35 protein-coding genes and 2 tRNA genes are annotated in these 19,490 nt (G+C 68.4%); 36 read left to right on the top strand and 1 reads right to left on the bottom strand.

Annotation, left to right across the window (positions count from 1 at the left end):
* Window position 1: 1 nt before the first annotated feature.
* From NV348_RS03955 to NV348_RS03790, 34 genes are all read left to right on the top strand, one after another.
* Complete coding sequence (locus NV348_RS03955; protein WP_447150923.1) at window positions 2-541, top strand: WhiB family transcriptional regulator; 540 nt, start codon at window positions 2-4, stop codon at window positions 539-541.
* Window positions 538-2,064: a DNA cytosine methyltransferase gene (locus tag NV348_RS03950; RefSeq protein WP_447145749.1), complete on the top strand. Its 1,527-nt coding sequence runs from the start codon at window positions 538-540 to the stop codon at window positions 2,062-2,064. Before NV348_RS03955 ends, NV348_RS03950 begins: the two co-directional genes overlap by 4 nt.
* Window positions 2,061-2,249, top strand: a complete 189-nt coding sequence (locus NV348_RS03945; RefSeq protein WP_447145748.1) for a hypothetical protein — start codon at window positions 2,061-2,063, stop codon at window positions 2,247-2,249. The genes NV348_RS03950 and NV348_RS03945 overlap by 4 nt, the downstream gene beginning before the upstream one ends.
* Window positions 2,236-3,129 carry a PD-(D/E)XK nuclease-like domain-containing protein gene (locus tag NV348_RS03940; RefSeq protein ID WP_447145747.1) on the top strand — a complete coding sequence of 298 codons (894 nt, stop codon included), beginning with the start codon at window positions 2,236-2,238 and terminating at the stop codon, window positions 3,127-3,129. Before NV348_RS03945 ends, NV348_RS03940 begins: the two co-directional genes overlap by 14 nt.
* 2 nt (window positions 3,130-3,131) lie before the next feature.
* Window positions 3,132-3,785 carry a hypothetical protein gene (locus NV348_RS03935; protein ID WP_447145746.1) on the top strand — a complete coding sequence of 218 codons (654 nt, stop codon included), beginning with the start codon at window positions 3,132-3,134 and terminating at the stop codon, window positions 3,783-3,785.
* Window positions 3,782-4,138, top strand: coding sequence for a hypothetical protein (locus NV348_RS03930; RefSeq protein WP_447145745.1), 357 nt, complete (start codon window positions 3,782-3,784; stop codon window positions 4,136-4,138). Before NV348_RS03935 ends, NV348_RS03930 begins: the two co-directional genes overlap by 4 nt.
* Window positions 4,135-4,569, top strand: a complete 435-nt coding sequence (locus tag NV348_RS03925) for an HNH endonuclease (RefSeq protein ID WP_447145744.1) — start codon at window positions 4,135-4,137, stop codon at window positions 4,567-4,569. Before NV348_RS03930 ends, NV348_RS03925 begins: the two co-directional genes overlap by 4 nt.
* Window positions 4,566-5,408 carry a hypothetical protein gene (locus tag NV348_RS03920; protein WP_447145743.1) on the top strand — a complete coding sequence of 281 codons (843 nt, stop codon included), beginning with the start codon at window positions 4,566-4,568 and terminating at the stop codon, window positions 5,406-5,408. The genes NV348_RS03925 and NV348_RS03920 overlap by 4 nt, the downstream gene beginning before the upstream one ends.
* Window positions 5,405-5,914, top strand: coding sequence for a hypothetical protein (locus tag NV348_RS03915; protein ID WP_447145742.1), 510 nt, complete (start codon window positions 5,405-5,407; stop codon window positions 5,912-5,914). The genes NV348_RS03920 and NV348_RS03915 overlap by 4 nt, the downstream gene beginning before the upstream one ends.
* Window positions 5,911-6,111, top strand: coding sequence for a hypothetical protein (locus tag NV348_RS03910; protein WP_447145741.1), 201 nt, complete (start codon window positions 5,911-5,913; stop codon window positions 6,109-6,111). Before NV348_RS03915 ends, NV348_RS03910 begins: the two co-directional genes overlap by 4 nt.
* A complete protein-coding gene (locus NV348_RS03905; protein WP_447145740.1) occupies window positions 6,108-6,395 on the top strand; it encodes a hypothetical protein in 288 nt (95 codons plus the stop codon). Before NV348_RS03910 ends, NV348_RS03905 begins: the two co-directional genes overlap by 4 nt.
* A complete protein-coding gene (locus NV348_RS03900; RefSeq protein WP_447145739.1) occupies window positions 6,392-6,790 on the top strand; it encodes a hypothetical protein in 399 nt (132 codons plus the stop codon). The genes NV348_RS03905 and NV348_RS03900 overlap by 4 nt, the downstream gene beginning before the upstream one ends.
* Window positions 6,787-7,239, top strand: coding sequence for a hypothetical protein (locus NV348_RS03895; protein ID WP_447145738.1), 453 nt, complete (start codon window positions 6,787-6,789; stop codon window positions 7,237-7,239). Before NV348_RS03900 ends, NV348_RS03895 begins: the two co-directional genes overlap by 4 nt.
* Window positions 7,236-7,514, top strand: coding sequence for a hypothetical protein (locus NV348_RS03890; RefSeq protein WP_447145737.1), 279 nt, complete (start codon window positions 7,236-7,238; stop codon window positions 7,512-7,514). Before NV348_RS03895 ends, NV348_RS03890 begins: the two co-directional genes overlap by 4 nt.
* A complete protein-coding gene (locus NV348_RS03885) occupies window positions 7,514-7,810 on the top strand; it encodes a hypothetical protein (RefSeq protein ID WP_447145736.1) in 297 nt (98 codons plus the stop codon). The genes NV348_RS03890 and NV348_RS03885 overlap by 1 nt, the downstream gene beginning before the upstream one ends.
* A complete protein-coding gene (locus tag NV348_RS03880) occupies window positions 7,810-8,064 on the top strand; it encodes a hypothetical protein (RefSeq protein ID WP_447145735.1) in 255 nt (84 codons plus the stop codon). Before NV348_RS03885 ends, NV348_RS03880 begins: the two co-directional genes overlap by 1 nt.
* On the top strand, window positions 8,048-8,692 hold the full coding sequence (locus NV348_RS03875) for a hypothetical protein (RefSeq protein ID WP_447145734.1): 645 nt from the start codon (window positions 8,048-8,050) through the stop codon (window positions 8,690-8,692). Before NV348_RS03880 ends, NV348_RS03875 begins: the two co-directional genes overlap by 17 nt.
* Window positions 8,682-9,146 carry a hypothetical protein gene (locus tag NV348_RS03870; RefSeq protein WP_447145733.1) on the top strand — a complete coding sequence of 155 codons (465 nt, stop codon included), beginning with the start codon at window positions 8,682-8,684 and terminating at the stop codon, window positions 9,144-9,146. The genes NV348_RS03875 and NV348_RS03870 overlap by 11 nt, the downstream gene beginning before the upstream one ends.
* A gap of 205 nt (window positions 9,147-9,351) precedes the next feature.
* Window positions 9,352-9,672, top strand: a complete 321-nt coding sequence (locus tag NV348_RS03865; RefSeq protein ID WP_447145732.1) for a hypothetical protein — start codon at window positions 9,352-9,354, stop codon at window positions 9,670-9,672.
* Window positions 9,669-10,688, top strand: a complete 1,020-nt coding sequence (locus tag NV348_RS03860; protein WP_447145731.1) for a WDGH domain-containing protein — start codon at window positions 9,669-9,671, stop codon at window positions 10,686-10,688. The genes NV348_RS03865 and NV348_RS03860 overlap by 4 nt, the downstream gene beginning before the upstream one ends.
* Window positions 10,685-10,984 (top strand): hypothetical protein, encoded by a 300-nt coding sequence (locus NV348_RS03855; protein ID WP_447145730.1) that lies wholly within the window; start codon window positions 10,685-10,687, stop codon window positions 10,982-10,984. Before NV348_RS03860 ends, NV348_RS03855 begins: the two co-directional genes overlap by 4 nt.
* The gene (locus NV348_RS03850) at window positions 10,981-11,136 is read left to right on the top strand and encodes a hypothetical protein (RefSeq protein ID WP_447145729.1); all 156 of its coding nucleotides are present in this window, start codon (window positions 10,981-10,983) and stop codon (window positions 11,134-11,136) included. The genes NV348_RS03855 and NV348_RS03850 overlap by 4 nt, the downstream gene beginning before the upstream one ends.
* Entirely contained in the window at window positions 11,136-11,507 is a 372-nt protein-coding gene (locus NV348_RS03845) for a hypothetical protein (protein WP_447145728.1), read from the top strand. The genes NV348_RS03850 and NV348_RS03845 overlap by 1 nt, the downstream gene beginning before the upstream one ends.
* Complete coding sequence (locus NV348_RS03840; protein ID WP_447145727.1) at window positions 11,507-11,674, top strand: hypothetical protein; 168 nt, start codon at window positions 11,507-11,509, stop codon at window positions 11,672-11,674. Before NV348_RS03845 ends, NV348_RS03840 begins: the two co-directional genes overlap by 1 nt.
* A gap of 4 nt (window positions 11,675-11,678) precedes the next feature.
* The gene (locus NV348_RS03835) at window positions 11,679-12,335 is read left to right on the top strand and encodes a hypothetical protein (protein WP_447145726.1); all 657 of its coding nucleotides are present in this window, start codon (window positions 11,679-11,681) and stop codon (window positions 12,333-12,335) included.
* A 155-nt stretch (window positions 12,336-12,490) separates the two neighbouring features.
* Entirely contained in the window at window positions 12,491-12,982 is a 492-nt protein-coding gene (locus tag NV348_RS03830) for a hypothetical protein (protein WP_447145725.1), read from the top strand.
* A gap of 74 nt (window positions 12,983-13,056) precedes the next feature.
* Complete coding sequence (locus NV348_RS03825) at window positions 13,057-13,443, top strand: helix-turn-helix domain-containing protein (protein ID WP_447145724.1); 387 nt, start codon at window positions 13,057-13,059, stop codon at window positions 13,441-13,443.
* A complete protein-coding gene (locus tag NV348_RS03820; RefSeq protein WP_447145723.1) occupies window positions 13,440-13,895 on the top strand; it encodes a hypothetical protein in 456 nt (151 codons plus the stop codon). The genes NV348_RS03825 and NV348_RS03820 overlap by 4 nt, the downstream gene beginning before the upstream one ends.
* Before the next feature lie 163 nt (window positions 13,896-14,058).
* Window positions 14,059-14,135: transfer RNA gene (locus NV348_RS03815), tRNA-Met, on the top strand.
* 188 nt (window positions 14,136-14,323) lie between these two features.
* Window positions 14,324-14,449 (top strand) — tRNA-OTHER (locus NV348_RS03810).
* 194 nt (window positions 14,450-14,643) lie between these two features.
* Window positions 14,644-14,898: a hypothetical protein gene (locus NV348_RS03805; protein WP_447145722.1), complete on the top strand. Its 255-nt coding sequence runs from the start codon at window positions 14,644-14,646 to the stop codon at window positions 14,896-14,898.
* Between the two features lie 273 nt (window positions 14,899-15,171).
* Window positions 15,172-15,603, top strand: coding sequence for a hypothetical protein (locus NV348_RS03800; protein WP_447145721.1), 432 nt, complete (start codon window positions 15,172-15,174; stop codon window positions 15,601-15,603).
* A complete protein-coding gene (locus NV348_RS03795; RefSeq protein ID WP_447145720.1) occupies window positions 15,600-16,190 on the top strand; it encodes an Ntn hydrolase family protein in 591 nt (196 codons plus the stop codon). Before NV348_RS03800 ends, NV348_RS03795 begins: the two co-directional genes overlap by 4 nt.
* Before the next feature lie 76 nt (window positions 16,191-16,266).
* On the top strand, window positions 16,267-16,554 hold the full coding sequence (locus NV348_RS03790; RefSeq protein ID WP_447145719.1) for an HNH endonuclease: 288 nt from the start codon (window positions 16,267-16,269) through the stop codon (window positions 16,552-16,554).
* On the opposite strand, the gene NV348_RS03785 is transcribed toward NV348_RS03790, so the two are convergent.
* Window positions 16,551-17,060 (bottom strand): hypothetical protein, encoded by a 510-nt coding sequence (locus NV348_RS03785; protein WP_447145718.1) that lies wholly within the window; start codon window positions 17,058-17,060, stop codon window positions 16,551-16,553. The two genes, NV348_RS03790 and NV348_RS03785, sit on opposite strands and share 4 nt — an antisense overlap.
* Window positions 17,061-17,350: 290 nt before the next feature.
* On the opposite strand from NV348_RS03785, the gene NV348_RS03780 reads away from it, so the two are divergent.
* Entirely contained in the window at window positions 17,351-17,728 is a 378-nt protein-coding gene (locus tag NV348_RS03780) for a hypothetical protein (protein WP_447145717.1), read from the top strand.
* Window positions 17,712-19,490 carry a hypothetical protein gene (locus NV348_RS03775; RefSeq protein WP_447145716.1) on the top strand — a complete coding sequence of 593 codons (1,779 nt, stop codon included), beginning with the start codon at window positions 17,712-17,714 and terminating at the stop codon, window positions 19,488-19,490. The genes NV348_RS03780 and NV348_RS03775 overlap by 17 nt, the downstream gene beginning before the upstream one ends.

Raw genomic sequence — 19,490 nt, 5'->3', positions numbered from 1 at the left:
CATGATCTGCAAGACGAACCCCGACATGTGGTTCGCACCCCGAGGTGACGCCCCGTACGCGGAGGCGAAGACCGCATGCGGCTGGTGCAAGATCCGCCGTCAGTGCGGAAAGGAAGCGCTGGAGCGGGGCGAGAAGCGGGGCATCTGGGCAGGATTCGACGTTGCCAGCGAGCGATCCGCGCTCGCCAGGTGGGTCGACCCCAACGCCACAGTCGACGGCGGTGAGCGGCAGGCCGTCTGCACCAAGTGCGCCGCGCCGTTCTACTACGCCGCCAGCCGCAAGGGCTCGGCCAACGTCTGCCCGATGTGCGCAAACGGCCTGGTCGATGCGTCGCACTGCTGGCCGATCCTCGACGCGCTGCTCGACTACGGCTTCACCAAGACCGAGCTCGCGGGCGTGATCGGCATCGCCCGCAACATCGTCCTTGAGCTGACCAAGCCGCAGGACCGCCAGCGGTATGCGCGGCCCACCACAGTCGAGGCGATCACCGCGATGCCGCTGCCGACCGCAGTCGCTGAAGTTCTGGGGGTGGCGGCATGACACTGACCGTGACCGATATGTTCTGCGGCGCTGGCGGTTCGACCACCGGGCTGACGATGGCCCGCGGATTCGAGATCATCGTGGCCGCGAATCACTGGCAGCTCGCGCTGGACTCGCACGGCGCCAACCATCCCACTGTCGACCACAAGCGCGCAGACATCCACGCTGTCGACCCACGAACCTTCCCCCGCACAGACGTGCTGTGGGCTTCGCCGGAATGCACGAACCACAGCCAGGCTCGCGGGCGCAAGCGCAACATCGACGCGACGCCGGACCTGTTCGGCGAAGTACTGCCGGATGAAGCGGCCGAGCGTAGCCGGGCGACCATGTGGGACGTGCCGCGGTTCGCCGAGCGGCACATGTACCGCGCGATCATCACCGAGAACGTCGTAGACGCGGCGAAATGGGTGATGTTCCCTGCCTGGATCCAAGCGATGAACTTGCTCGGCTACAAGCACCGCATCGTCTACAGCAATAGCATGCACGCCCAGGCTGGTGGTAACCCCGCGCCGCAGTCGCGTGACCGGATGTACGTGGTGTTCCACCGCGACGGGGACAAGGCGCCAGACCTGGACCGCTGGACTCGGCCGTTGGCGTACTGCCCGACATGCGACGAGACCGTGCAGGCGATCCAGTCGTGGAAGAAGCCGACGCCGTGGGGCCGGTACCGGGCGCAGTACAACTGGCGCTGCCCGCGAGTGTCGTGCCGCAACAGCATCATCGAGCCGGGCTGGTTGCCCGCCTCGGCGGCGATCGACTGGTCCATCGAGGGCGAGCGGATCGGGGACCGAGCGAAGCCGCTGGCGGCGAAGACCATCGCCCGGATCGAGGCAGGCCTGGAGAAGTTCTACGGCCCATTCACTGCGGAGGCTGCGGGAAACACATTCGAGCGGCATCCCGGCGTCCGCACTTGGTCGGTGGACGACGTGTTGCGAACGCTCCACACGACGCCGTCAAAGGCGCTGCTCGTCCCCGCTGGCGGAACCTGGCGCGAGGGCGCGACATCTATCGACGAGCCGATGCCGGCGCGCACCACGCGCGAGACCGACGCGTTGCTGATCCCGGTCGAGGGCCGCGACGGTAAGGAGCCCCGCTCGGCCGCCGAGCCAATGCGCACCATGACGACCCGCAACGAGACCGCGCTGCTCGTGCCGTACTACGGCACGGGAGTGGCTCGGCCCGCAGGCGAGCCGCACCGAACCATGACCGCCACCGATCGGTTCGCGTTCATCGTGCCGCTGCGCAACAACAACACGCCGAAGCCGGTGAGCGAACCGCTCGACACCTTCGCCGCTGCGGGCGTGCACCACTACCTCGCCGAGGCCGACACCCCAGCAATCGACGACTGCCTGTTCCGGATGCTCGAACCGCACGAGATCGCCGCGGGGATGGCCTTTCCGGCGGAGTACATCCTCCTCGGAAGCAAGCGCGCGCAGGTCCGCCAAGCGGGCAACGCCGTCTGTCCTCCGAACGCCCGCGACCTCGGCCACGCCGTGGCGGAGGCGTTGGGGGTGGCCGCATGATGCGCGAGTTCTGGGACGGCCGGTCCCGCACCGTCATCCGCACCGAGCCCGACGGCCGCGTCGCCATCGAGGGCTACGACGGCGAGCTCCTGGTGCACCGCACCACCTACAACACCGCGACCGCCGAGGCTCTCGGCCTGGCCGTCATCGACAGCGTGAAGGAGATCGTCGATGCCCGTCAATGACATCTGCCCGATCTCCGACCTCGACCGCGAGATCTGCCCACACTGCAACGCGACGCCGGTGCGCGCCGCCGCGCCGACCACTCCCGGCCTGTACCCCGACATTCCCGAGACGATCTACCACGGCGACCCGGACAGCCTGTCGAGCACCGGCGTTCGGACTCTCGTCGCCGCGGGCGGACCGGCCAAGTTCATCGGTGCCGAACGCGAGCACAACGACGACTTCGACATCGGCACCGCGGCGCACACGCTGCTGCTCGGCACCGGCGCTGGTCTGCATGTGGTCAATGAGAAGTCCTGGCAGACGACCAAGGCGAAGGCGGAGAAGGCCAAAGCCCGTGAGCTGGGCAAGGTCCCGCTGCTGGCCAAGCAGGCCGAGCGCGTGCGCACGATGGTCGATGTCGCGCTCGCTCATCCCGAGGTCGCCGCCCGCCTGGCCGTCGGCGTCTCGGAGCTGAGTGCCTACGCCCTCGACCCCATCTGGTGGGCAATGCTGCGCGCCCGCTTCGACCACATCTTCATCGACGAAGAAGCGAAGGAAGTCGAGGTCGACGACTACAAGACGACCCAGAACGCGAGCCCTCGCAAGTTCATCAAGTCGGCTTTCGACTTCGGCTACCACGTCCAGGAAGCCCACTACCGCAGGGTGATCGAGCTGCTGGGCTACAAGGTCCGGCGCTTCACCTTCATTGCCCAGGAGAAGGCCCCGCCCTACCTCGTGTGCTTGCACGAGTTCGACGCTGCCGCGGTCGCGGCCGGCGATCGGGTCGTCAGCGCAGGGATCGAGCTGTGGCAGTCCTGCCGACAGGCCAACGACTGGCCGGGTTACGGCGACCAGACCTACCAAATGAGCCTGCCCAGGTGGGCGCGAGGGGAGTGGTGAGCATGCCCGAGAACACTGATCAACTCAACCAGCTGGCGAAGCTGCGCGCGAAGTTCGAGCAGCACCAGATGGGCCTTCTGCCCAAGCCTTACAGCAAGGACTCGCCCAAGGCCGACTGCAAGGTGTGCGGCGGGTGGCATGGGCTGCCCGCGATGCACCTCGACTTCGTCGGGCACGCCGCGGTGACCGATCGACTGCTCGACGTCGACCCCTTCTGGAATTGGGCACCCCTCAGCCTCGATGACGCCGGTCTGCCCAAGGCCGACGGCAACGGCGGACTGTGGATCACGCTCACCATCGCGGGCGTGACGCGCCTGGGCTACGGCGACGCGCAGGGCAAGCGGGGTGGCGACGCCGTGAAGGAAGCCATCGGCGACGCCATCCGCAACGCGGCCATGCGATTCGGTGTGGCGCTGGATCTCTGGCACAAGGGCGACCTGCACATCGAAGAGGCCGACGAGCCCGAGGCCCCGGCCGACGAGGACCCGGTCGTCCGTGCGCGCCGCGACCTGAACGTGGCGATCACCGCCCGCAACATAGGCCCTGCCCGTGCGGCCGAGAAGTTCGCCGCCGATGGGAACGGTGCGCTCGGCGCCTCCACCAACATCACCGCAATCCGCGCGCTCACCGACTACTTCGCTGGCGGTGGCGAGTGACCGAACACAACCCTGTCGCGATCGAGGGCGCGATCCGCGACTGCGCCAACCGGATCGCCAAGGGCGTGGTCGTCTGCGACGAGCGATACGCGCAGTTCCTCACGGCCGACCGCGAGTACGACCAGGCCGTCGCCCGGGCGTACATGAGCCACGACGGCCCGGCCCACGAGAAGAAGTACGCCGCCGAGCTGGCGACCGCGGCAGAGCGCACCGCGCGCGACGTCGCCGACGCCGCCTACCGCCACGCCGACCGGCTGGCGAAGGCACTCACCGAGGAGCTGCGCTCGTGGCAGTCGGTGAGTGCCAGCGTGCGCGCCATGTACCAGGTCGCCGGCCGGGGTGAGGGCGCATGAGGCGGGGCAAGCCGCGGCGCAACACCGGCCCGGACCGCTCCGTCGTCGAGCTGGTGCGCGGCCGCGCCGGGGAGCGCTGCGAGCGGTGCGCCTGGATGCTCCACGGCGCCGGCCAGATCCATCACCGCGTCCCGCGGGGCATGGGCGGCAGCAAGGCGGCGTGGATCAATCGCCCGCCGAACTTGGTCCTGCTGTGCCTGCAGTGCCATTCGTGGGCCGAGAGCTACCGCGAGTCGGCGATGGATGCCGGGTGGCTGGTGCTTCGCCGCCGCGACCCGGCCATCGTGCCGGTGCACTCAGTCCTTCACGGCGTCGTCCTGCTCACCGATGACGGTCTGATCATCCCGGTGTCACATCCCGATTCGCAGTCCGTCACACCGGTCGTCACGCGTGACTCACCGAACCTGTTCCCGAAAGGTGTTGCGCAGTGACTTGGTTCAAGGTCGATGACGGCTTCTGGTCACACCCGAAGACCGTTGGGCTGTCCGATTCGGCTGTCGCCCTGTGGGTCCGCGCTGGCGCCTACGCCTGCCAGCACCTCACCGACGGCGCGATCGCCGCTCCGGTGCTGCGGATGGTGGGGGACAAGGCCGCCGCCGAGGAGCTCGTGGCTGCTGGGCTGTGGGATGAATCCGCAGGTGGATACACCTTTCACGACTGGGCTGAGTACCAAGAGACCAGCGAGTCGGTGAAGGAACGGCGGGCCGCGGCGAAGGAACGGCAGCGCCGATCGAGGGCCGCGAGGGAGGCCAAGAAGGCTGTCGCGGAGCCGGATTCGGGCGAACGTACCGAGCCTGTCACGCCGGATGTCACGCGTGACAACACGCGTGAGTATTCTACCCCCGACCCGACCCGACCCGACCAAGAAGTAACTACTGACGTAGTTACTTCTGAGAGTGCACCGCGCGAGCGCGCTGCCTCGCTCGCGAAGGGGCATCGGCTGCCGGAGGACTGGCAGCCGTCCGGCGCCGCGGTCTCCCAGATGCGCTCGGAGTTCCCGAGCATGGACTTCTGGCAGGAGAACGCGAAGTTCCGCGACTACTGGTCCGCCCAGCCCGGAGCGAAGGGCCGCAAGCTCGACTGGGACGCCACCTGGCGCAACTGGATTCGCCGCGCCTTCGAACAGGCGCACCGTCCTGCCTCCCAGCGGCCTGCCTCGCAGCCGACGACGGCGAGATCGGACCAGAAGGTCAACGACACTCTCGAAGCCGGTGCGCGGCTGCTGGCGCGCAATTCCGGCGGCGACTCCGCGAGGGGGCTCAGCGCATGATCACCGACAAGTACATCCAGATCGCGACCGAGGTGCTGGCCAAGTGCGGGACCAAGGACATCTGGTTTCCCAATGTCGGCGAGGCCGTGATCCTCGGCTGGGCCGAGAGCTTCGCCGAGTCCCGCCTCGAAGGCATCGACCTGCTGGCCGGCGTCGAGCGTGCCTACCGCAAGGAGCCCGACGGCTACCGGCCACTGCCCGCGAGCATCATCCGCCACGCTCAGGCCGCCTACTTCGAAGCGCTCAAGGAGCTGCCGGAGGAGCGGCGCGAGCTGATGGAGGAGGCGAACCACGCCCTGCAGGACATGGGGTACGCCCCGCCGGTGGCGCACCGCTACTCGCGGCAGATCGCCCTCGGCCGCGACCCGGGCATAGACCTCACCGACGAGCAGAAGGCGGCCCTGCGCGCGCGGCTGGAGCAGCGCAAGGCGTTGGCGGATGCGCCGCGTCGCAACGTCATCCCACTTGTCACGCGTTACGGACAGCGTGACGAGGGTGCGTCATGAGTCGTGACCGCACCGGTGACGAGGCCGACGACCACGAGTGCCGCGACGGCTGGCTGTCCGCTCCGGACGCCGACGTCGCCGTGGCCTGTCCCTGCCGGTGGCAGCGCACCGCCGCCGCCAACGTCAACAACGACTTCGCCGTCCGGACGCCGAGTCCGCGCGCGGCAGCAGCAATCCGAGCCGAGGAGAACCGATGACCCCGAAGAAGTTCCGCAAGAAGCCTGTCGAGATCGAGGCCGTGCAGCTCGAAGCCACGGTCGTTTCGGCCAACCGGATTCTGGGCTGGATCGGCGGCGGTGGCGCAGAAGCACGGCGCGCGCACTGCACTCGACCTGAGGAAGGGCTCATCATCTGCACGCTCGAAGGCGACATGTACGCGTTGCCTGGCGACTGGATCATCCGCGGCATCGCTGGCGAGTTCTACCCGTGCAAGGCGGACATCTTCGAGGCGACCTACGAGGCCGTGGAGGTGTCCGCATGACCGCCCCAACCCCCGAAGAGGTCACCGCCGCGCTGGCCATCCTGCGCCGGATTCCCGAGATCAACGAGCACGCCACGCTCGGTGCGATCGAGCGGACGAACACTCCGCTTCGATGGATGGCCCGCGAGCTCAACGAAATCTGGTCCGAGAATGGGCTCCCTGTGTGGCCGGGCAACATCGCGGCCGAGCTGGAGACCGTCGCCGCCCGCCATGGCCTGCGCATCGCCGCCGACCTCGGCGAGCCGATCGGCTACGCCATCGTCGAAAACGACAACACGGAAGTCGCGAGCTACCGCGTCTACAGCCGGGCCGACCTCGAAGAGGCCCGAGCGAACGCGGCCAAACGGCGCGGCGGTGTCGTCGTGGCCCTGCTCCCCGAAGGCGGCCAGGCATGAAACTCGACATCGACCCCGACGTCCTCCTCGACGCCCTCGCCGAGCACATCACCCAGCAGGCCCTCCGCATCACCCACCTCCGCGACGAACGTCGCGACGCCGACCAGCGCGCCATTGACGCCGAGGAGAAGCTCCACCAGTTGGAGCAGCAGCACGCCGCCGCCGTCGACGTGGTCGCCAACCTCCAGCTCGGTGCCCTCGCGACCGTCGGATGCCTCGACCGCCTCCCCGACGGCTCCATCGTGATCGACCAGCACGGCGTGGCCTGGCAGCGCTGGCCGTTCGAGGCCGCCGCCAGCGAGCGCCGGTGGTGGGCACACAGCCCCAACCTCGCCACGGCCGCTGGAGGCGGACGCTCGGAAGGGTCCGGCCGGTGGTCCTCCACCGCGCTGCTCGCCCAGCGTGGTCCGGTCCGCGTCATCTACGTCCCCGAAGGCGGCCAGGTATGAGCCGCGACCTGATCGCCGAAGCCCGCGCCGTCCCGCGCACACCACGCTCGGCACGCGGCGGCTCCTCACCCCTGGCTGAGCGCAGCCGGATGATCCACCTCCTGGCCGACGAGGTCGAAGCCCTGCGCGGCCAGCTCGCCGAGATCCGCACCCTCGCCACCGAGTGGGCGAACCAGCCCAACCCGCACCACATCGACACCCGCTTCCGGCAGATCGAGGACGGCCGCGCCCTGCTCGCGCTGATCGACGGCCACACCCTCCCCGAGGAGCCGTGATGGCCGACATGAAGCCGATGTCCCGCGACGAAGTCCTCCGCCGACGCCACCGCTACGCCGACCAGCCACCCACCTACCACCAGATCGCCGCCGACATCCGCCACGCCATGCTCACCGCCCCCGAGACCGGCGCCTGGCGCGCCCGGGAGCAGGACGGTCTGCTCGCGAACCGTGGACTGGCTGAGTACCACTCGTTCCACGAGCTGTGCGGGCGGCTGGAAATGATCGTCGACCACCTGGAATCCCACGGCGACGCCGACACCCCCGTCCCCGCCCCTTCCGAGGAGCCCCGCTGATGCCCACCTACACCTTCCCGCCGATCAGCGTGACCCGGAAGAAGTCCGGCAAGTGCCCGGTCTGTGGCAAGCGGGTGACCCGGTCCCGGACCTTCATGCAGACCGTCAACCCGTGGAACAAGAACACCGACGGCACCACCCGCACCCACACCGAGGTCGGTACAGCCGTCCGCGACGAAGCGAACGCCTGGGTGCCCGACTTCACCCACGGCGCATGCGCGGAGACGAGCAGCCCCGATGCCTTCGCCCGGTAGCCCCACCGCCTTCGCCCGCCGCGAGTGGATCGACGGCCGCCCGATCACCACCCTCCACCTCCCCGACCCCGAGGACACTCCTGTGAGCCACGCTGACGAGCCTCAGCCCCCGATCCCCGCCGACGATGCCCCGCACGCCTGGGTGGCCGTCCAGCGGTACCACAGCGTCCATGCCGACCGGCCGGAGTGGGCCGCTCAGGCTGTCGTTGTCCCCGAGTGGGATCACGACAGTCTCGCCGCCTTCCGCCGCCAGGGCCGCCATCTCCTGCCGATCGGCCCGAACGGGGACACCGGCACCCGCGCCATCACCACCGAGACGAGCGACCTCGCCGAAGAGGTCAAGGAACTCCGCGCGACCCTCGCCGCGATCAAGGCCGTCGACCCCGACCTGTTCGACCCGACCGGCGGTACCGACCGTGGCGCCGCGTACGAGACCTACGGGTCCGCCGGAGAAGAGCTGCGGGAGAAGTTCCTGGCCGCGATCGGCGTGAACGTGAACGACTACGACGAGGAGACCTGCCCCGCCTGTGACGAGCCTGTCGGGTCCGCTCGCATCGTCGATGAGGACACCGGCGAGAGCTGGCATGCCGAATGCTGGGCGAAGGAGGACGACCGCGATGACCAGTGACCGCGACACCCTGGCCGAGCTGATCACCCAGGAGCTCGACTTCCACTACTCGATCGACTCGGACAACTGCGAGCCGATCGAGGCCGGCATCAAGGCGGGCTGTACGGCCGCGATCGCCAAGGGCTGGCGTCCACCCGCCCGCGAGATCACCGACCCGGCCGTCCGCGAGGAGTTCCGCCACGGCTCCATCGCGATCGACCGTGACGGCGAGGTGTGGATCTCCATCGGCACCTGCACCGGTCCGCGCTGGCGGTGCCGTGGCGCGGGATCGAGCCACACGACCAGCGAAGTGGTAGGCGACTTCGGGCCGCTCACCATCGTGTACGTCCCCACCGAGGAGGCCGACTGCCCGCACGACAGTCGTAGCGGTACTACCGACGGCCGGTGGCGGTGCGATGAGTGCGGCGCCGACTGCGGACCAAACACCTACCACACCGAGGACGGTGCGGAGTGAGAGCGCACACCGGCCGGTCTTGGACCGGTCACGCCATCGAGGACGGATGCCCGTGCCCGCAGGAACCGTGCGGCCTGGTCGACCCCCAGAAAGCGCACCCCGAGTGCGAGCACCACCCGATGGCCCGCTCGAAGTCCATCCGGCAGGGCCACCCCGCCGACCGGTGCCCTGGTGCGCTGCACGTCCACGAGGAAGGACCCGTCCGATGACCACGGAAGACAACGAGCTTGCCTGGGCACTGCGCGGCCTGACCGCCAACACCGACCGCGTGGTAGCCGTCGTCCGCGAGCAAGGCTGGAGGCCACCGGCCCCGCCCCGCATCGGCCACGCCGGTGGCCCGCAGTACTGGTGCCCGAAGAACCTGCGCGAGCACCTGTGCGTCCAACAGCATTTCGCGCCCGACGACCACACCCGGAGCGAAATCCAACGCCTGATCAATCTGCTCGATGTACACCGGCCGCTCGGCTCGAACGGCAAGCACGGCGAGCGCCTGCACACCCCGACCTGTGGATGCGAGGACCGATGACCGACACCTGCACCTGCCCGCCCGACGACTGCCACGGCGGGCACACCATCGACGTCGGCCCGGTCGCCACGCTGCTCTCCCGCACTCAGGCATGGATGCTCGCCCACGACTGGACCGAGACCAGCGAAGGGCCTGCGGGCTGGCAATGGGAGCACACCACCGGCCGGAAGGTCGGGGTGCCCCGCAACATCAGCGATGACCGTGACCTGTGGGACGGGCTGCTCTACCGTCTCGCGCAAACTCATCAGCTCTCGTCGGCTGACATCGAGCGGGAGATTCGCGGCGATGAGCCGCCTGTCCCGCACCTGACCGACGAGCATCTGCGACGGATCGCCCAGTACGTCCACCCCGACGAGGCCACCGATTACGTGCGGCCGTGGCTGCATTCGATGGCCGCCGAGCTGCTGGCCCTGCGCGCCCGCGTCGCCGAGCTGGAGGCCGCCCAGCGGGAGCCGATCACCTCCGAGACCAGCGACGGCTACCACACCTTCGCAGAGCTCTACCACTGCCGGATGCTCTACAACGCCGCCCTGTTCAACGAATGGGCGGCGGCAGGGCTCTACGACGTACACAAGTCGGTCCGGCACTCCGACGGCGGGGTGTGCTTCGACGGCCGATGGTTCGTCGTCTACGCCCAGCTTCCGACCGGGCAGATCAGCAACCACTACGAGATCGCCGCCGACTGGTACAAGTTCCGCGTCCCGATCCGCAATACCGGCGCCGAGTGGGACGGGCACACTCCACAGCAGGCGGCGGAGCGCCTGGCCGCGCTGCTCGATTCGCCCGCCGCACAGCGGGAGCCGATCGGGTACACCGTCGTCCGCCGCCCCATCGCCGACGGAGACGCCGCGATCGTGTGGAGCACCATCGACCAGGCGCGCACCGCGGAAGGCATCGCCAGCAGCTACGCCATCCACCCGACCATCGCCGAGGCGATCTCATCGGTCGGTCGGTCTGATCAGCCCGCGGGTTCGGATCTGGTGCTGGTCGAGCTGCGGGAGGTGACCGAGCCGTGAGCAAGCTGACAGACCTCATCCAGGAGAACCGGCGCCTCCAGCGCCAGGTCGACTATCTGGCCGCTGAGACAAAGCGTGGCGAGGCGGCGATTCTGCGGCGTCGCATCGCCGAGCTGGAGGCCGCCCAGCGAGGCGCGCGTTGCCCGGCGACAACAGTCGACCCGAGCACTCCGGACCGGCCCAGCTGCGCGTGGTGCGTACTCCCGGCCGGCCACCAGGGCATGCACCGCGCCGAGCTGACCCAGGACTACTCCGCGCCCGCCACCCTCGAATGGCCCAGCGAGGTGACCGAGTGAGCGCGTGGATCACCTGCACGGGCTGCCAGGGCGATGAGGGCGAGATCGTCAACGGCGAATGGGTCGACTGCCAGTGCTGCCAGGGCGAGGGCGGCCACCCCGAGGACGAGAAGTGGCATTGCGACTGCGAGCCGCCGAAGGAGGAGGGCTGATGGGCTGGGCAGTCGGATACGACACCAACTGGCAGCGCGACATCGGGTACGGCGTGCCCGCCACCTGCGACCACCCCGATTGCGGCGAGGGGATCGACCGCGGTCTCTACTTCGTCTGCTGCGGCGAGGAGCCGCGCGGCGGTGAGCACGGCTGCGGCCTGTACTTCTGCGGACAGCACCTGCGCTACGGCGACGACGACCTGCCAGCGAGGTGTGAGCGGTGCCAGGCCGGTGCGGACCCCTTCGAGCCGACGCCTGATGTGCCGGAGTGGATCACGCACAAGCTGACCGACCCGTCGTGGCAGGGCTGGCGCGACGAGCACCCCGACGAGGTTGCCGCGCTGTTGGCCGGTCGAGCGGAGGTGCCCTGATGCCCTGGTTCGACACCTACGAGGCCGCCCCCGGCCGCCCGACCGGCCTGCACGTCCTCACGGGCGGCATGACCGTCATCCCCGAGCCCGCCGACGACCCCGAACCGGTCACGCCTGTTGTGCCCGGTCTGCTCGCTCTGCTCGTGTCCCTCATTGCCAGGAGGTAGCCCTGTGGCCGACACCGACATGTTCCTGTCCCGCGCCGACTGCAACGAGCTCGTCGCTGCTCTGCGCGAGATCCCCGACCTCCTCGAGCCCCTCGCCCTGGCAATCGTCCGCGGCGACCGGCAAGGCCTCGACGTCTCCACCTGCCGCCCAGCGCCGCAGTCCAAGCCCCCGATCGACGTCGCCGCCCAGCAGATGGCCGACGACCTGCACAACCTGCTCACCGGCTGGGTGCGGGTGGTGTGCGAGCAGCGCGCCATCGACCCGCCCGCTGTCGAGACGATTCCCGCTGCGGCGAAGTGGCTCGACCGCAACGTCATTGCCCTGGCCATGACCGAAGGCGCCACCGATGCCTTCCGGTCGATCACGCGGGCCATCACTGCGCTGCAGCGGCGCCTGGACCGGCCCGGCGACGGCACGCTCACCGAGGACGAGTTGGCCGGCGCGAACCGGATGGTGCTCACCGCCTACGGCATCGACAAGGTGGTGCATCTGCTCGGCGAGCGCGGGGAAGGGCTGTCCCGGCGGCGGGTCGAGGTGCTGGACAAGGCAGGGGCGCTGCACCCGTGCTCGCGGGACCGGGACACGGGGACCCGGTTCTATCGGTTGGGGGACATTCTGGAAGCGCACGCCGTGCATCCGCGGCGTGGCGCAAGGCCCTAGCCAACTTCGGCGTTCGGGTCCGTCTACGGGCAACCTCTGGCAACATTCCAATGGCTGGAGCGGGCAATCGGGGACAGACGGCCCGGATCGGGAGGGTGATCGGATTGAACCAATACCGCTACAGGTCCCGTATCCATACCCCTTACTGTCCATGGGTGTACTCGACGGACTGCGACGAGCAGTTCTCGAAGCTCCGCGATGAAGACGAAGAGGCGGCCGAGCACCTGGCTGCCCTGGTCAGCAGGGCGTATCGAGAGGGTCTGCTGCCCGCAGAAAACAGCAGCAGCCCGGCAGCGAGGACGTACCCGACGCACCGCTGTCCAGTAGGAGACCAGGTGCAGCACCTGCCGGGCTCAAGGTTCTCCGAAGATGCCGAAGACCAGCTTGATATGCCCTGGACCGGCGAGTTGTATGTCGAGGGCAGTGACCAATCCATGCTGTACCGGCTGTACTTCATCGAGCTCCGCAAGCAGTGGAACCCACCCACTGAGCGCATCGTGGGTAGCGGCATCGGTCGCAAGCCGAAGGCCACCTCGCCGACCTGGACACCGGCGGTTCAGACGCAGGATATCCACGACGCCATGTGCTCAGGTGTGACGTACTGCATAAATGTCGGGCAGCGATGGAGACGCTGGGACGAGAATTGATATCGTTTGCGTTATAGCGCATGCGGGGAGGCGATCGGTAAGGCACCCTGGACTTGCGAGAGGAGATGGCAAGCATGGAGTTCTTTCCTGGGATCGGAGCACCGACAGATCGTGATCGTGTCGGCGCGATAGTTGCTGATGAGCAGCTCAACCTCGTCCTTGGGTTGCGGGCCATCCGTCAGCGGCGAGGTATGTCGCTTGCTGATGTGGCCGATCGGATGGGCGTTGACCAGTCCGCAGTGTCGCGTTTCGAAAGTGGTGGGACCAACCCGACGATGTCCACCATTCGCCGCTACGCAAAGGCTGTGATGGGTGTCTTCCGCGTGCAGACGTACCCCTGGGAGGAAGTCTCGTATCGCGCGAATGCCAGCGTCTCAGGGGAGCTGCTCGCCCCAATCGCAGACATGGATCCGAGCTGGGTCGGCCCGTCCAGCGCCGACTTTCGGGTGACCTACCGGTGACGCTCGCAGACCGGGTAACCGGTATCAATGTCATGTGGCTTCGTCGTTCCGTGGTTCGCGTCGACCCTCGCAAGGTCGAGCCGGACAAGGCGGACAACTTCGAGGCGTCATTCGCGCCCGCAATCACGCGGCAAGCCAAGTTCGACAATGCCCCCGCTGTTGAGCTTCGTGCGCTTATCAGCGTTGAAACCCGACGTTACGAAGCCGTCTTCGAGGCACAGGCGGTGTTCATTCTCGGTGGGGACTCTGCTGCACCGCCCGATCAGGAAGCTTCAGAGTTCCTGCGAGACTACGGCTTTGACTACCTTTTCGGATACCTCCGAACGGCGCTGGCCGATGATCTTCGGACCTTCGGGTTCCCTCCGGGGTTCATGCCAATCGGTGGCCTGGACAAGGTGAAGGCGATTGACTTCCAAATCGAGCATCCCCAGGACGAGGCTGCGCCTGCCTAAGTGCGGCCGCGGCGCGTCCGCTAGTTGACACGTTACGTCTGCTGTAGTCTCTAAAGTGTGCGAGGAGTAGGCCACCGGCCTGCTCCTCGTTCGCGTTTCGGCGCATCCCCCCCTGCGCCAAATCCTCGACCCCGTCAGTCTGCGGCTGGCGGGGTCGAGTTGTACCGGAGTAGAGCAGCTCGGTAGCTCGCTGCGCTCATACCGCAGAGGTCGCGGGTTCGAGTCCCGCCTCCGGCACCACAGCGCGTCAACCCGGAGTCATGCCCGGCAAGCAGCCCAACGCACCACTTCCCGCGCTCACACGCCGGTGCTGCAACCCCGCCTCGGAGACTCACCGCGGGGGGCCACGCTGCGCGCTGCTCAACGTCGCACCGGCCCTAGCGGTCAACCCCCGCGCTCGCGCTACGGGCATGGTGCGGCCACCTCGTGTCTCCAGTAGTCCAGTGGCCTAAGACGCCGCGCGTGCACGGTGCGAGACCGGCCCCGAGGACGACGGTCCCCGGCAAGCGAACAGCCCCTCCGCGGAAACACGGGTTCGAATCCCGTCGGAGACCCATGGAAAACCCCAGGACGGTGCGGCGAAACTGCTGGTCGCACCCAGGGCCAAACGACAGCCAAACTCAACCAAAGTTTGGCTGAGCCACTCGAAGGAGCACGTCATGCTGAACACCGCCTCCGCCATCGCCGCCCTGGTCCCGTGGGAGCTGCTCGGCCGCATCGCCGTCGCCGTCCTGCGCGAGGTCTTCGCGTGACCGTGCGGACCACCGAGAGCGTGAGCGTCGACCCCGCGACGGGCAGCGTCGTGTGGAATCCCGCTACCGACATCGCGCCATCCGCCGACGTGATCCGTGAGGGATTCCTCGACGCGGTGTTCACCGCCTCGGCCACCATCGGCGCTGCACTCGGCATCTCCGGGCGCGCGATGTACGAGATCCTCGCTCCGCTGGCTGACGACGCTGCTGCGGCCTGCGTCGCAGCTGCTACCACCGGCGGTGCCGAATGAACCTCACCGACCTGCTCGCCTGCCTGCTGCATCGGCCGATCCGCACGCTCGAGCAGCCGCTCGTGTACACCGCGCCGATCGGGATGTGGTCGTGGTAGGCATGGCCGCTCCGTGTCAGCACTTCCCGACCCCCGCATCGAGTGAAATCCGGACCGAGCTTGCTGCCGAGCTCTACGCCAGCTCGGCGTACTACTGCTCGGCGTGCACTCCCGGCCACGTCGGCGGTGGTGGCGGCGGAGTGGCCGATGACGTTGTCGTGACGGAGTCGCTGTCATGAGCGACATCGGACCGATCACCATCGGCGCTGGCGGGCACGGTGCGGCCGAGGTGCAGCAGCACGTCTGGTTCCCGGCGACTGAGGTCGGAATCATGACCACACCGCAGCGCCTGGTGCGTGTCTGGGACCGTGACTGGACCTACATGCTCCCGCTTCCGCCCGGCAGCGGCGCGCTCACCGGCGAGACGTACACAGCGACACTGCCTGCCGACCACGAGCTGGCCGTCCAGCTGCGCGCCGACGCACAAACCTTCCTCACCGTCGACGAGGGCGGCCTCCGCTGGGTCGGCCGACTCCACGAGTGGCAGGTGCTCAAGACCGCTCGGACCGGCGGATGCGCGGAGTGCGAGCACTGCCAGGTGCGGGTCATGCAGATCGCGTGGGTCAAGGATTCGACGCCGTTCTCGTTCGCCGAGGCCTTCGCGTGACGGTGATCGCGGCTATCGCTACCGACGACCGCGTCATCCTGGGATGCGACACCCGCACCAGCTACGGCAGCACCGGCATCATGACCGTCGGCGCCAAGATCGACACCCTGTATGCGCCGAACGGCGACCGGGTGCTGATCGCCGCATCGGGTGACGCGGCCCTCCGGACCGTCGCGGTCCGCGGGCTGAGTGTCGGCGGAACGCCTCACCCCAACAACGATGCGGGTGCAGACCGCTGGGCAAACACCATGGCCGAGGCCATCACCGACGGCGCCGCGGCAGTCACCCCGCCGGTGCTGCGTCCGGCCGGCGACCACGGAGCTGGGAGCCTGGACGGCAGCCTGCTGCTGGCCTGGCGCCATCATCTGTGGTGGATCTTCGCCCACACCGCGGTTCGCCCACACCCCGCGATCATGGCGATCGGCAGCGGCACTGAGGTCGCCCTCGGCAGCCTGCACACCTCGACCAAGGTCGGGGTCGATCCTGTCGAAGCCGTCGCCCTGGCCGTGCGGCTCGCCTGCCGTCACGCCGACGGCTGCGGCATCGATGAGCGCGGGCCGATCATCCACAGCACGGTGGACATCTGATGCCCGATTGGCTCGATCGTCTCGTCGATGCGGCCGTCCAGCTGCTCATCCGCATAGCCGGATGGAATCGCTGGCCGTGACCTGGTCGACCGAGCCCGACCGATACCGCGGTGTCCCGACCGCCCTGGCCAATGAGATCCGCAGCCGTGACAACCACACCTGCCAGTTGTGCGGCAACGCTGGCCACCCAGTCGACCACATCACTCCGGTCAGCCTCGGCGGCACCAACGACCCAGCGAACCTGCGAGTGCTGTGCATCCCGTGCCACGACGTCAAGACCCAGACTGAAGCGGCAGAGGCTCGCGCGCGACAGCGAGCGGCCGGCCTGCTGCCCGTCGAGGATCACCCCGGCCTGATCCGCTAGGCCGCGTACCGATCGCCGGTCACCGCGATGAACCTGCCCCACGAGTAGTAGCTCACCCGCTCACCCACCCGAGCGGGCCCCTCCTCGCCCCGCACGAACACGTGCAGGCCGCGGCCGGACAGGCTCCGCTCGACCCACAGCGCCCGCGTCCCGACCTCGCGCAGCACCGCGGCCGCGTCGGGATGCAGGTGCCCGTCCTCGTCGATCACCCCGTCGAGGTCCCAGCACGCCAGTCCCTCGCCCAGCATCACCCCGTGATCGCGCTGCGCCACACGCTCATGCGTGGTCCAGGTGCTCGGGTCGGTGCTCGACGCGGGCTTGCCTGACAGCTGTACGGGTCGCTTGCCGTCGCGCCTGGTCCATCGGGGCAGGGCGGTGAGGGCGGGCGGCACCTGCTCCGGCATCCGCTGCCTGCGCTTGCGGCATCGCTGACCACACACGGCCGGACGAGGGCCGCGGCCCGACCACTCGAAGGGTCGGCCGCACACCTGGCAGGACAGAGTCACCCCACCATCATACCGTCTGACCTGCGGTTTGTCCCAAGTAGGGCGAGGTCGACCAGGGCAGCGACCAGCCGCCGCCGAGGGTCGATCGAGGCCACCCGGGCCAGCAGCGGGCCACAGCGAGCCAGCCAGGCCCCGCGACAGGGTGGGGTGCACCCCGGTCGCCCCGGCCAGATCTGGCGGAGCGCATAGCACCTCCCACCATGCGTGCGGCTCGCCCCTGCTTTTCCGGCGCACGCCGAGCAACCTGCCCAGCCAGCCGTCCAGGCGACGGTCTCGACCCTGGAGGTCACATGGCATCGAAGAAGCCCGCACCCCCGTCCGGCCTCAAGCCCGGCGGCCGCAAGCTGTGGAACGACATCGTCGGACAATGGCAGCTGCGTCCGGACGAGCTGCGCGTCCTGCGCGAGGCTGGCCGCGAGGTCGACCTGATCGACGCGCTCGAGCTCGCACTCGGCAAAGACGCGCTGATGATCCCCGGCTCGATGGGGCAGATGGTCGTGCACCCGATCGTCACCGAGCTGCGCCAGCACCGCGCCACCCTGGCCGCGCTGCTGCGCCAGCTCAAGCTCCCCGACGCCGACGGCGGCGAGGCCGAGAAGGAGAACCGAAGCACCGCGGCCCGCGCGGCGGCCAATGCCCGCTGGGCCACTCGTGGCCGTAGCGCGTAGCGCTGGCCCAGCCCTCATCAAGACTGCTGAGTCCGAGTTCGCGGAGATCATCCGCTGGTACGAGGAGCAGCTCGAGGACGCGGTGCCGCCGCCCGATCTCGAGTACGAGCCGGTCAAGATCGGCCCGGTCTGGCAGTGGGACAACGGGTGGTTGTTGCCGGAGCGGTCGCTCGGGTGGCGAGTCCTGGCGTGGTGCGGGAAGTGGCTGCGCGACAAGAAGGGCAGGCCCTGGCAGTTCACGCCAGAGCAGACCCGCTTTGTCCTGTGGTTCTTCGCTGTCGATGAAGCAGGCGATTTCGTGTACCACTCGGTGGTCTTGCAGCGCTTGAAGGGCTGGGGCAAGGACCCGATCGCGGCGTGCTTTGCGATGGCGGCCTGCTTCGCCGAGGTGGTCTTCGACCATTGGGACGGCGACCGCCCGGTCGGCCGTGAGGAACCGAACGCCTGGGTGCAGATCATCGCGGTCAGCCAGCCGCAGACGAAGAACACGATGAAGCTGTTTCCGTCGTTGGTGCCCGCGGAGACGCGCGCCCGATACGGGATCCAGATCGGCAAGCTCAACGTCTATGGCTGCGGCGATTCCCGCCAGATCGAGGCGGTGACAAGCAACTACCTCTCGGTCGAGGGCGGCCGTCCGACGCTGGTGATCCGGTCCGAGACCCAGAACTGGAATTCGTCGAACGGCGGCCATGAAATGGCCGGCGCCCTGGAGGGCAACGCCGCGAAGTCCGAGGTAGACGCCCCGGCGCGGATGCTCGACATCTGCAACGCCTGCCGACCGGGTGAGGACTCGGTGGGGGAGCGGGTCAGTGACGCTTACGAGGCGACCCTCGGCGAGAACGCCAGGGCAATGGATTTCGGCCTGCTCTACGACTCGCTGGAGGCACCGCCTGAAGCGCCGCTGACGGCCGAGGCTGCGCCTGCCGTGCTGAATGCGATCAGGGGCGACTCGGTCTGGCTGGATACGCGGCCGACTGGCCGCATCGTGAAGTCGATCTTGAACACGGCCAATGCGCCGAGCGAGTCTCGTCGCAAGTGGTACAACCAGAAGCAGGCCGCCGCAGACGCGTGGATGCAGCGCCAAAGCTGGGACATCCTGGCCGACAAGGGTTTCCGACCCGCGAAGGGCGCGCGGGTATTCCTGTTCGGCGATGGATCGAAATCCGACGACGCCACCGTGCTGATCGGCTGCGACCTCGACACCGGCAACGTCTGGCTGGTCGGAATCTGGCAGCGGCCGGTCGGGATGGACTCCAAGGAGCGATGGATCGTCGACCGCGACGCCGTCGACCGCACCGTTCGCGACGCCGTCGAGTACTGGAACGTACTCGGCCTGTGGTGGGACCCGTCCGACGCTCGCGATGACGAGACCGGCGAACGGTTCTGGGAGTCCTACTGCGACGAGTGGCAGAAGCTGCAGGAGTGGCAGCTGCCCGCGGTGACGACCGGCGACTTCCGGCACGCGGTGATCTGGGATATGCGCTGGATCCGGCACCAGAAGCTGTTCGTCGAGGCGACCGGCCGATTCCTGGCCGACGTCAACGATCGGGCATTCCGGCACAGCGGCGACCGCCGCCATGCACAGCACATCTACAACGCTCGGCGCCGGCCGAACAAGTACGGCGTCGGCATCGGCAAGGAACACAGGGAGTCGGCCAAGAAGGTCGACGCCGCGGTCGGCTCCGTCGGCGCACGGCTCATGCGCTGGCAATGGCTACAGGTAGACCGCTACGAGCCGACCGGCGAAGCGGTTTTCTTCTGA

This window comes from Nocardia fodinahabitans (assembly GCF_052983615.1).
This window is presented reverse-complemented; position numbering and strand designations above follow the sequence as displayed.

Coding starts and splice junctions, on each gene's coding strand:
- NV348_RS03955 (WP_447150923.1), top strand. CDS start 2: ATGATCTGCAAGACGAACCCCGACATGTGGTTCGCACCCCGAGGTGAC.
- NV348_RS03950 (WP_447145749.1), top strand. CDS start 538: ATGACACTGACCGTGACCGATATGTTCTGCGGCGCTGGCGGTTCGACC.
- NV348_RS03945 (WP_447145748.1), top strand. CDS start 2,061: ATGATGCGCGAGTTCTGGGACGGCCGGTCCCGCACCGTCATCCGCACC.
- NV348_RS03940 (WP_447145747.1), top strand. CDS start 2,236: ATGCCCGTCAATGACATCTGCCCGATCTCCGACCTCGACCGCGAGATC.
- NV348_RS03935 (WP_447145746.1), top strand. CDS start 3,132: ATGCCCGAGAACACTGATCAACTCAACCAGCTGGCGAAGCTGCGCGCG.
- NV348_RS03925 (WP_447145744.1), top strand. CDS start 4,135: ATGAGGCGGGGCAAGCCGCGGCGCAACACCGGCCCGGACCGCTCCGTC.
- NV348_RS03915 (WP_447145742.1), top strand. CDS start 5,405: ATGATCACCGACAAGTACATCCAGATCGCGACCGAGGTGCTGGCCAAG.
- NV348_RS03910 (WP_447145741.1), top strand. CDS start 5,911: ATGAGTCGTGACCGCACCGGTGACGAGGCCGACGACCACGAGTGCCGC.
- NV348_RS03905 (WP_447145740.1), top strand. CDS start 6,108: ATGACCCCGAAGAAGTTCCGCAAGAAGCCTGTCGAGATCGAGGCCGTG.
- NV348_RS03900 (WP_447145739.1), top strand. CDS start 6,392: ATGACCGCCCCAACCCCCGAAGAGGTCACCGCCGCGCTGGCCATCCTG.
- NV348_RS03895 (WP_447145738.1), top strand. CDS start 6,787: ATGAAACTCGACATCGACCCCGACGTCCTCCTCGACGCCCTCGCCGAG.
- NV348_RS03890 (WP_447145737.1), top strand. CDS start 7,236: ATGAGCCGCGACCTGATCGCCGAAGCCCGCGCCGTCCCGCGCACACCA.
- NV348_RS03885 (WP_447145736.1), top strand. CDS start 7,514: ATGGCCGACATGAAGCCGATGTCCCGCGACGAAGTCCTCCGCCGACGC.
- NV348_RS03880 (WP_447145735.1), top strand. CDS start 7,810: ATGCCCACCTACACCTTCCCGCCGATCAGCGTGACCCGGAAGAAGTCC.
- NV348_RS03875 (WP_447145734.1), top strand. CDS start 8,048: ATGCCTTCGCCCGGTAGCCCCACCGCCTTCGCCCGCCGCGAGTGGATC.
- NV348_RS03870 (WP_447145733.1), top strand. CDS start 8,682: ATGACCAGTGACCGCGACACCCTGGCCGAGCTGATCACCCAGGAGCTC.
- NV348_RS03865 (WP_447145732.1), top strand. CDS start 9,352: ATGACCACGGAAGACAACGAGCTTGCCTGGGCACTGCGCGGCCTGACC.
- NV348_RS03860 (WP_447145731.1), top strand. CDS start 9,669: ATGACCGACACCTGCACCTGCCCGCCCGACGACTGCCACGGCGGGCAC.
- NV348_RS03845 (WP_447145728.1), top strand. CDS start 11,136: ATGGGCTGGGCAGTCGGATACGACACCAACTGGCAGCGCGACATCGGG.
- NV348_RS03840 (WP_447145727.1), top strand. CDS start 11,507: ATGCCCTGGTTCGACACCTACGAGGCCGCCCCCGGCCGCCCGACCGGC.
- NV348_RS03825 (WP_447145724.1), top strand. CDS start 13,057: ATGGAGTTCTTTCCTGGGATCGGAGCACCGACAGATCGTGATCGTGTC.
- NV348_RS03800 (WP_447145721.1), top strand. CDS start 15,172: ATGAGCGACATCGGACCGATCACCATCGGCGCTGGCGGGCACGGTGCG.
- NV348_RS03780 (WP_447145717.1), top strand. CDS start 17,351: ATGGCATCGAAGAAGCCCGCACCCCCGTCCGGCCTCAAGCCCGGCGGC.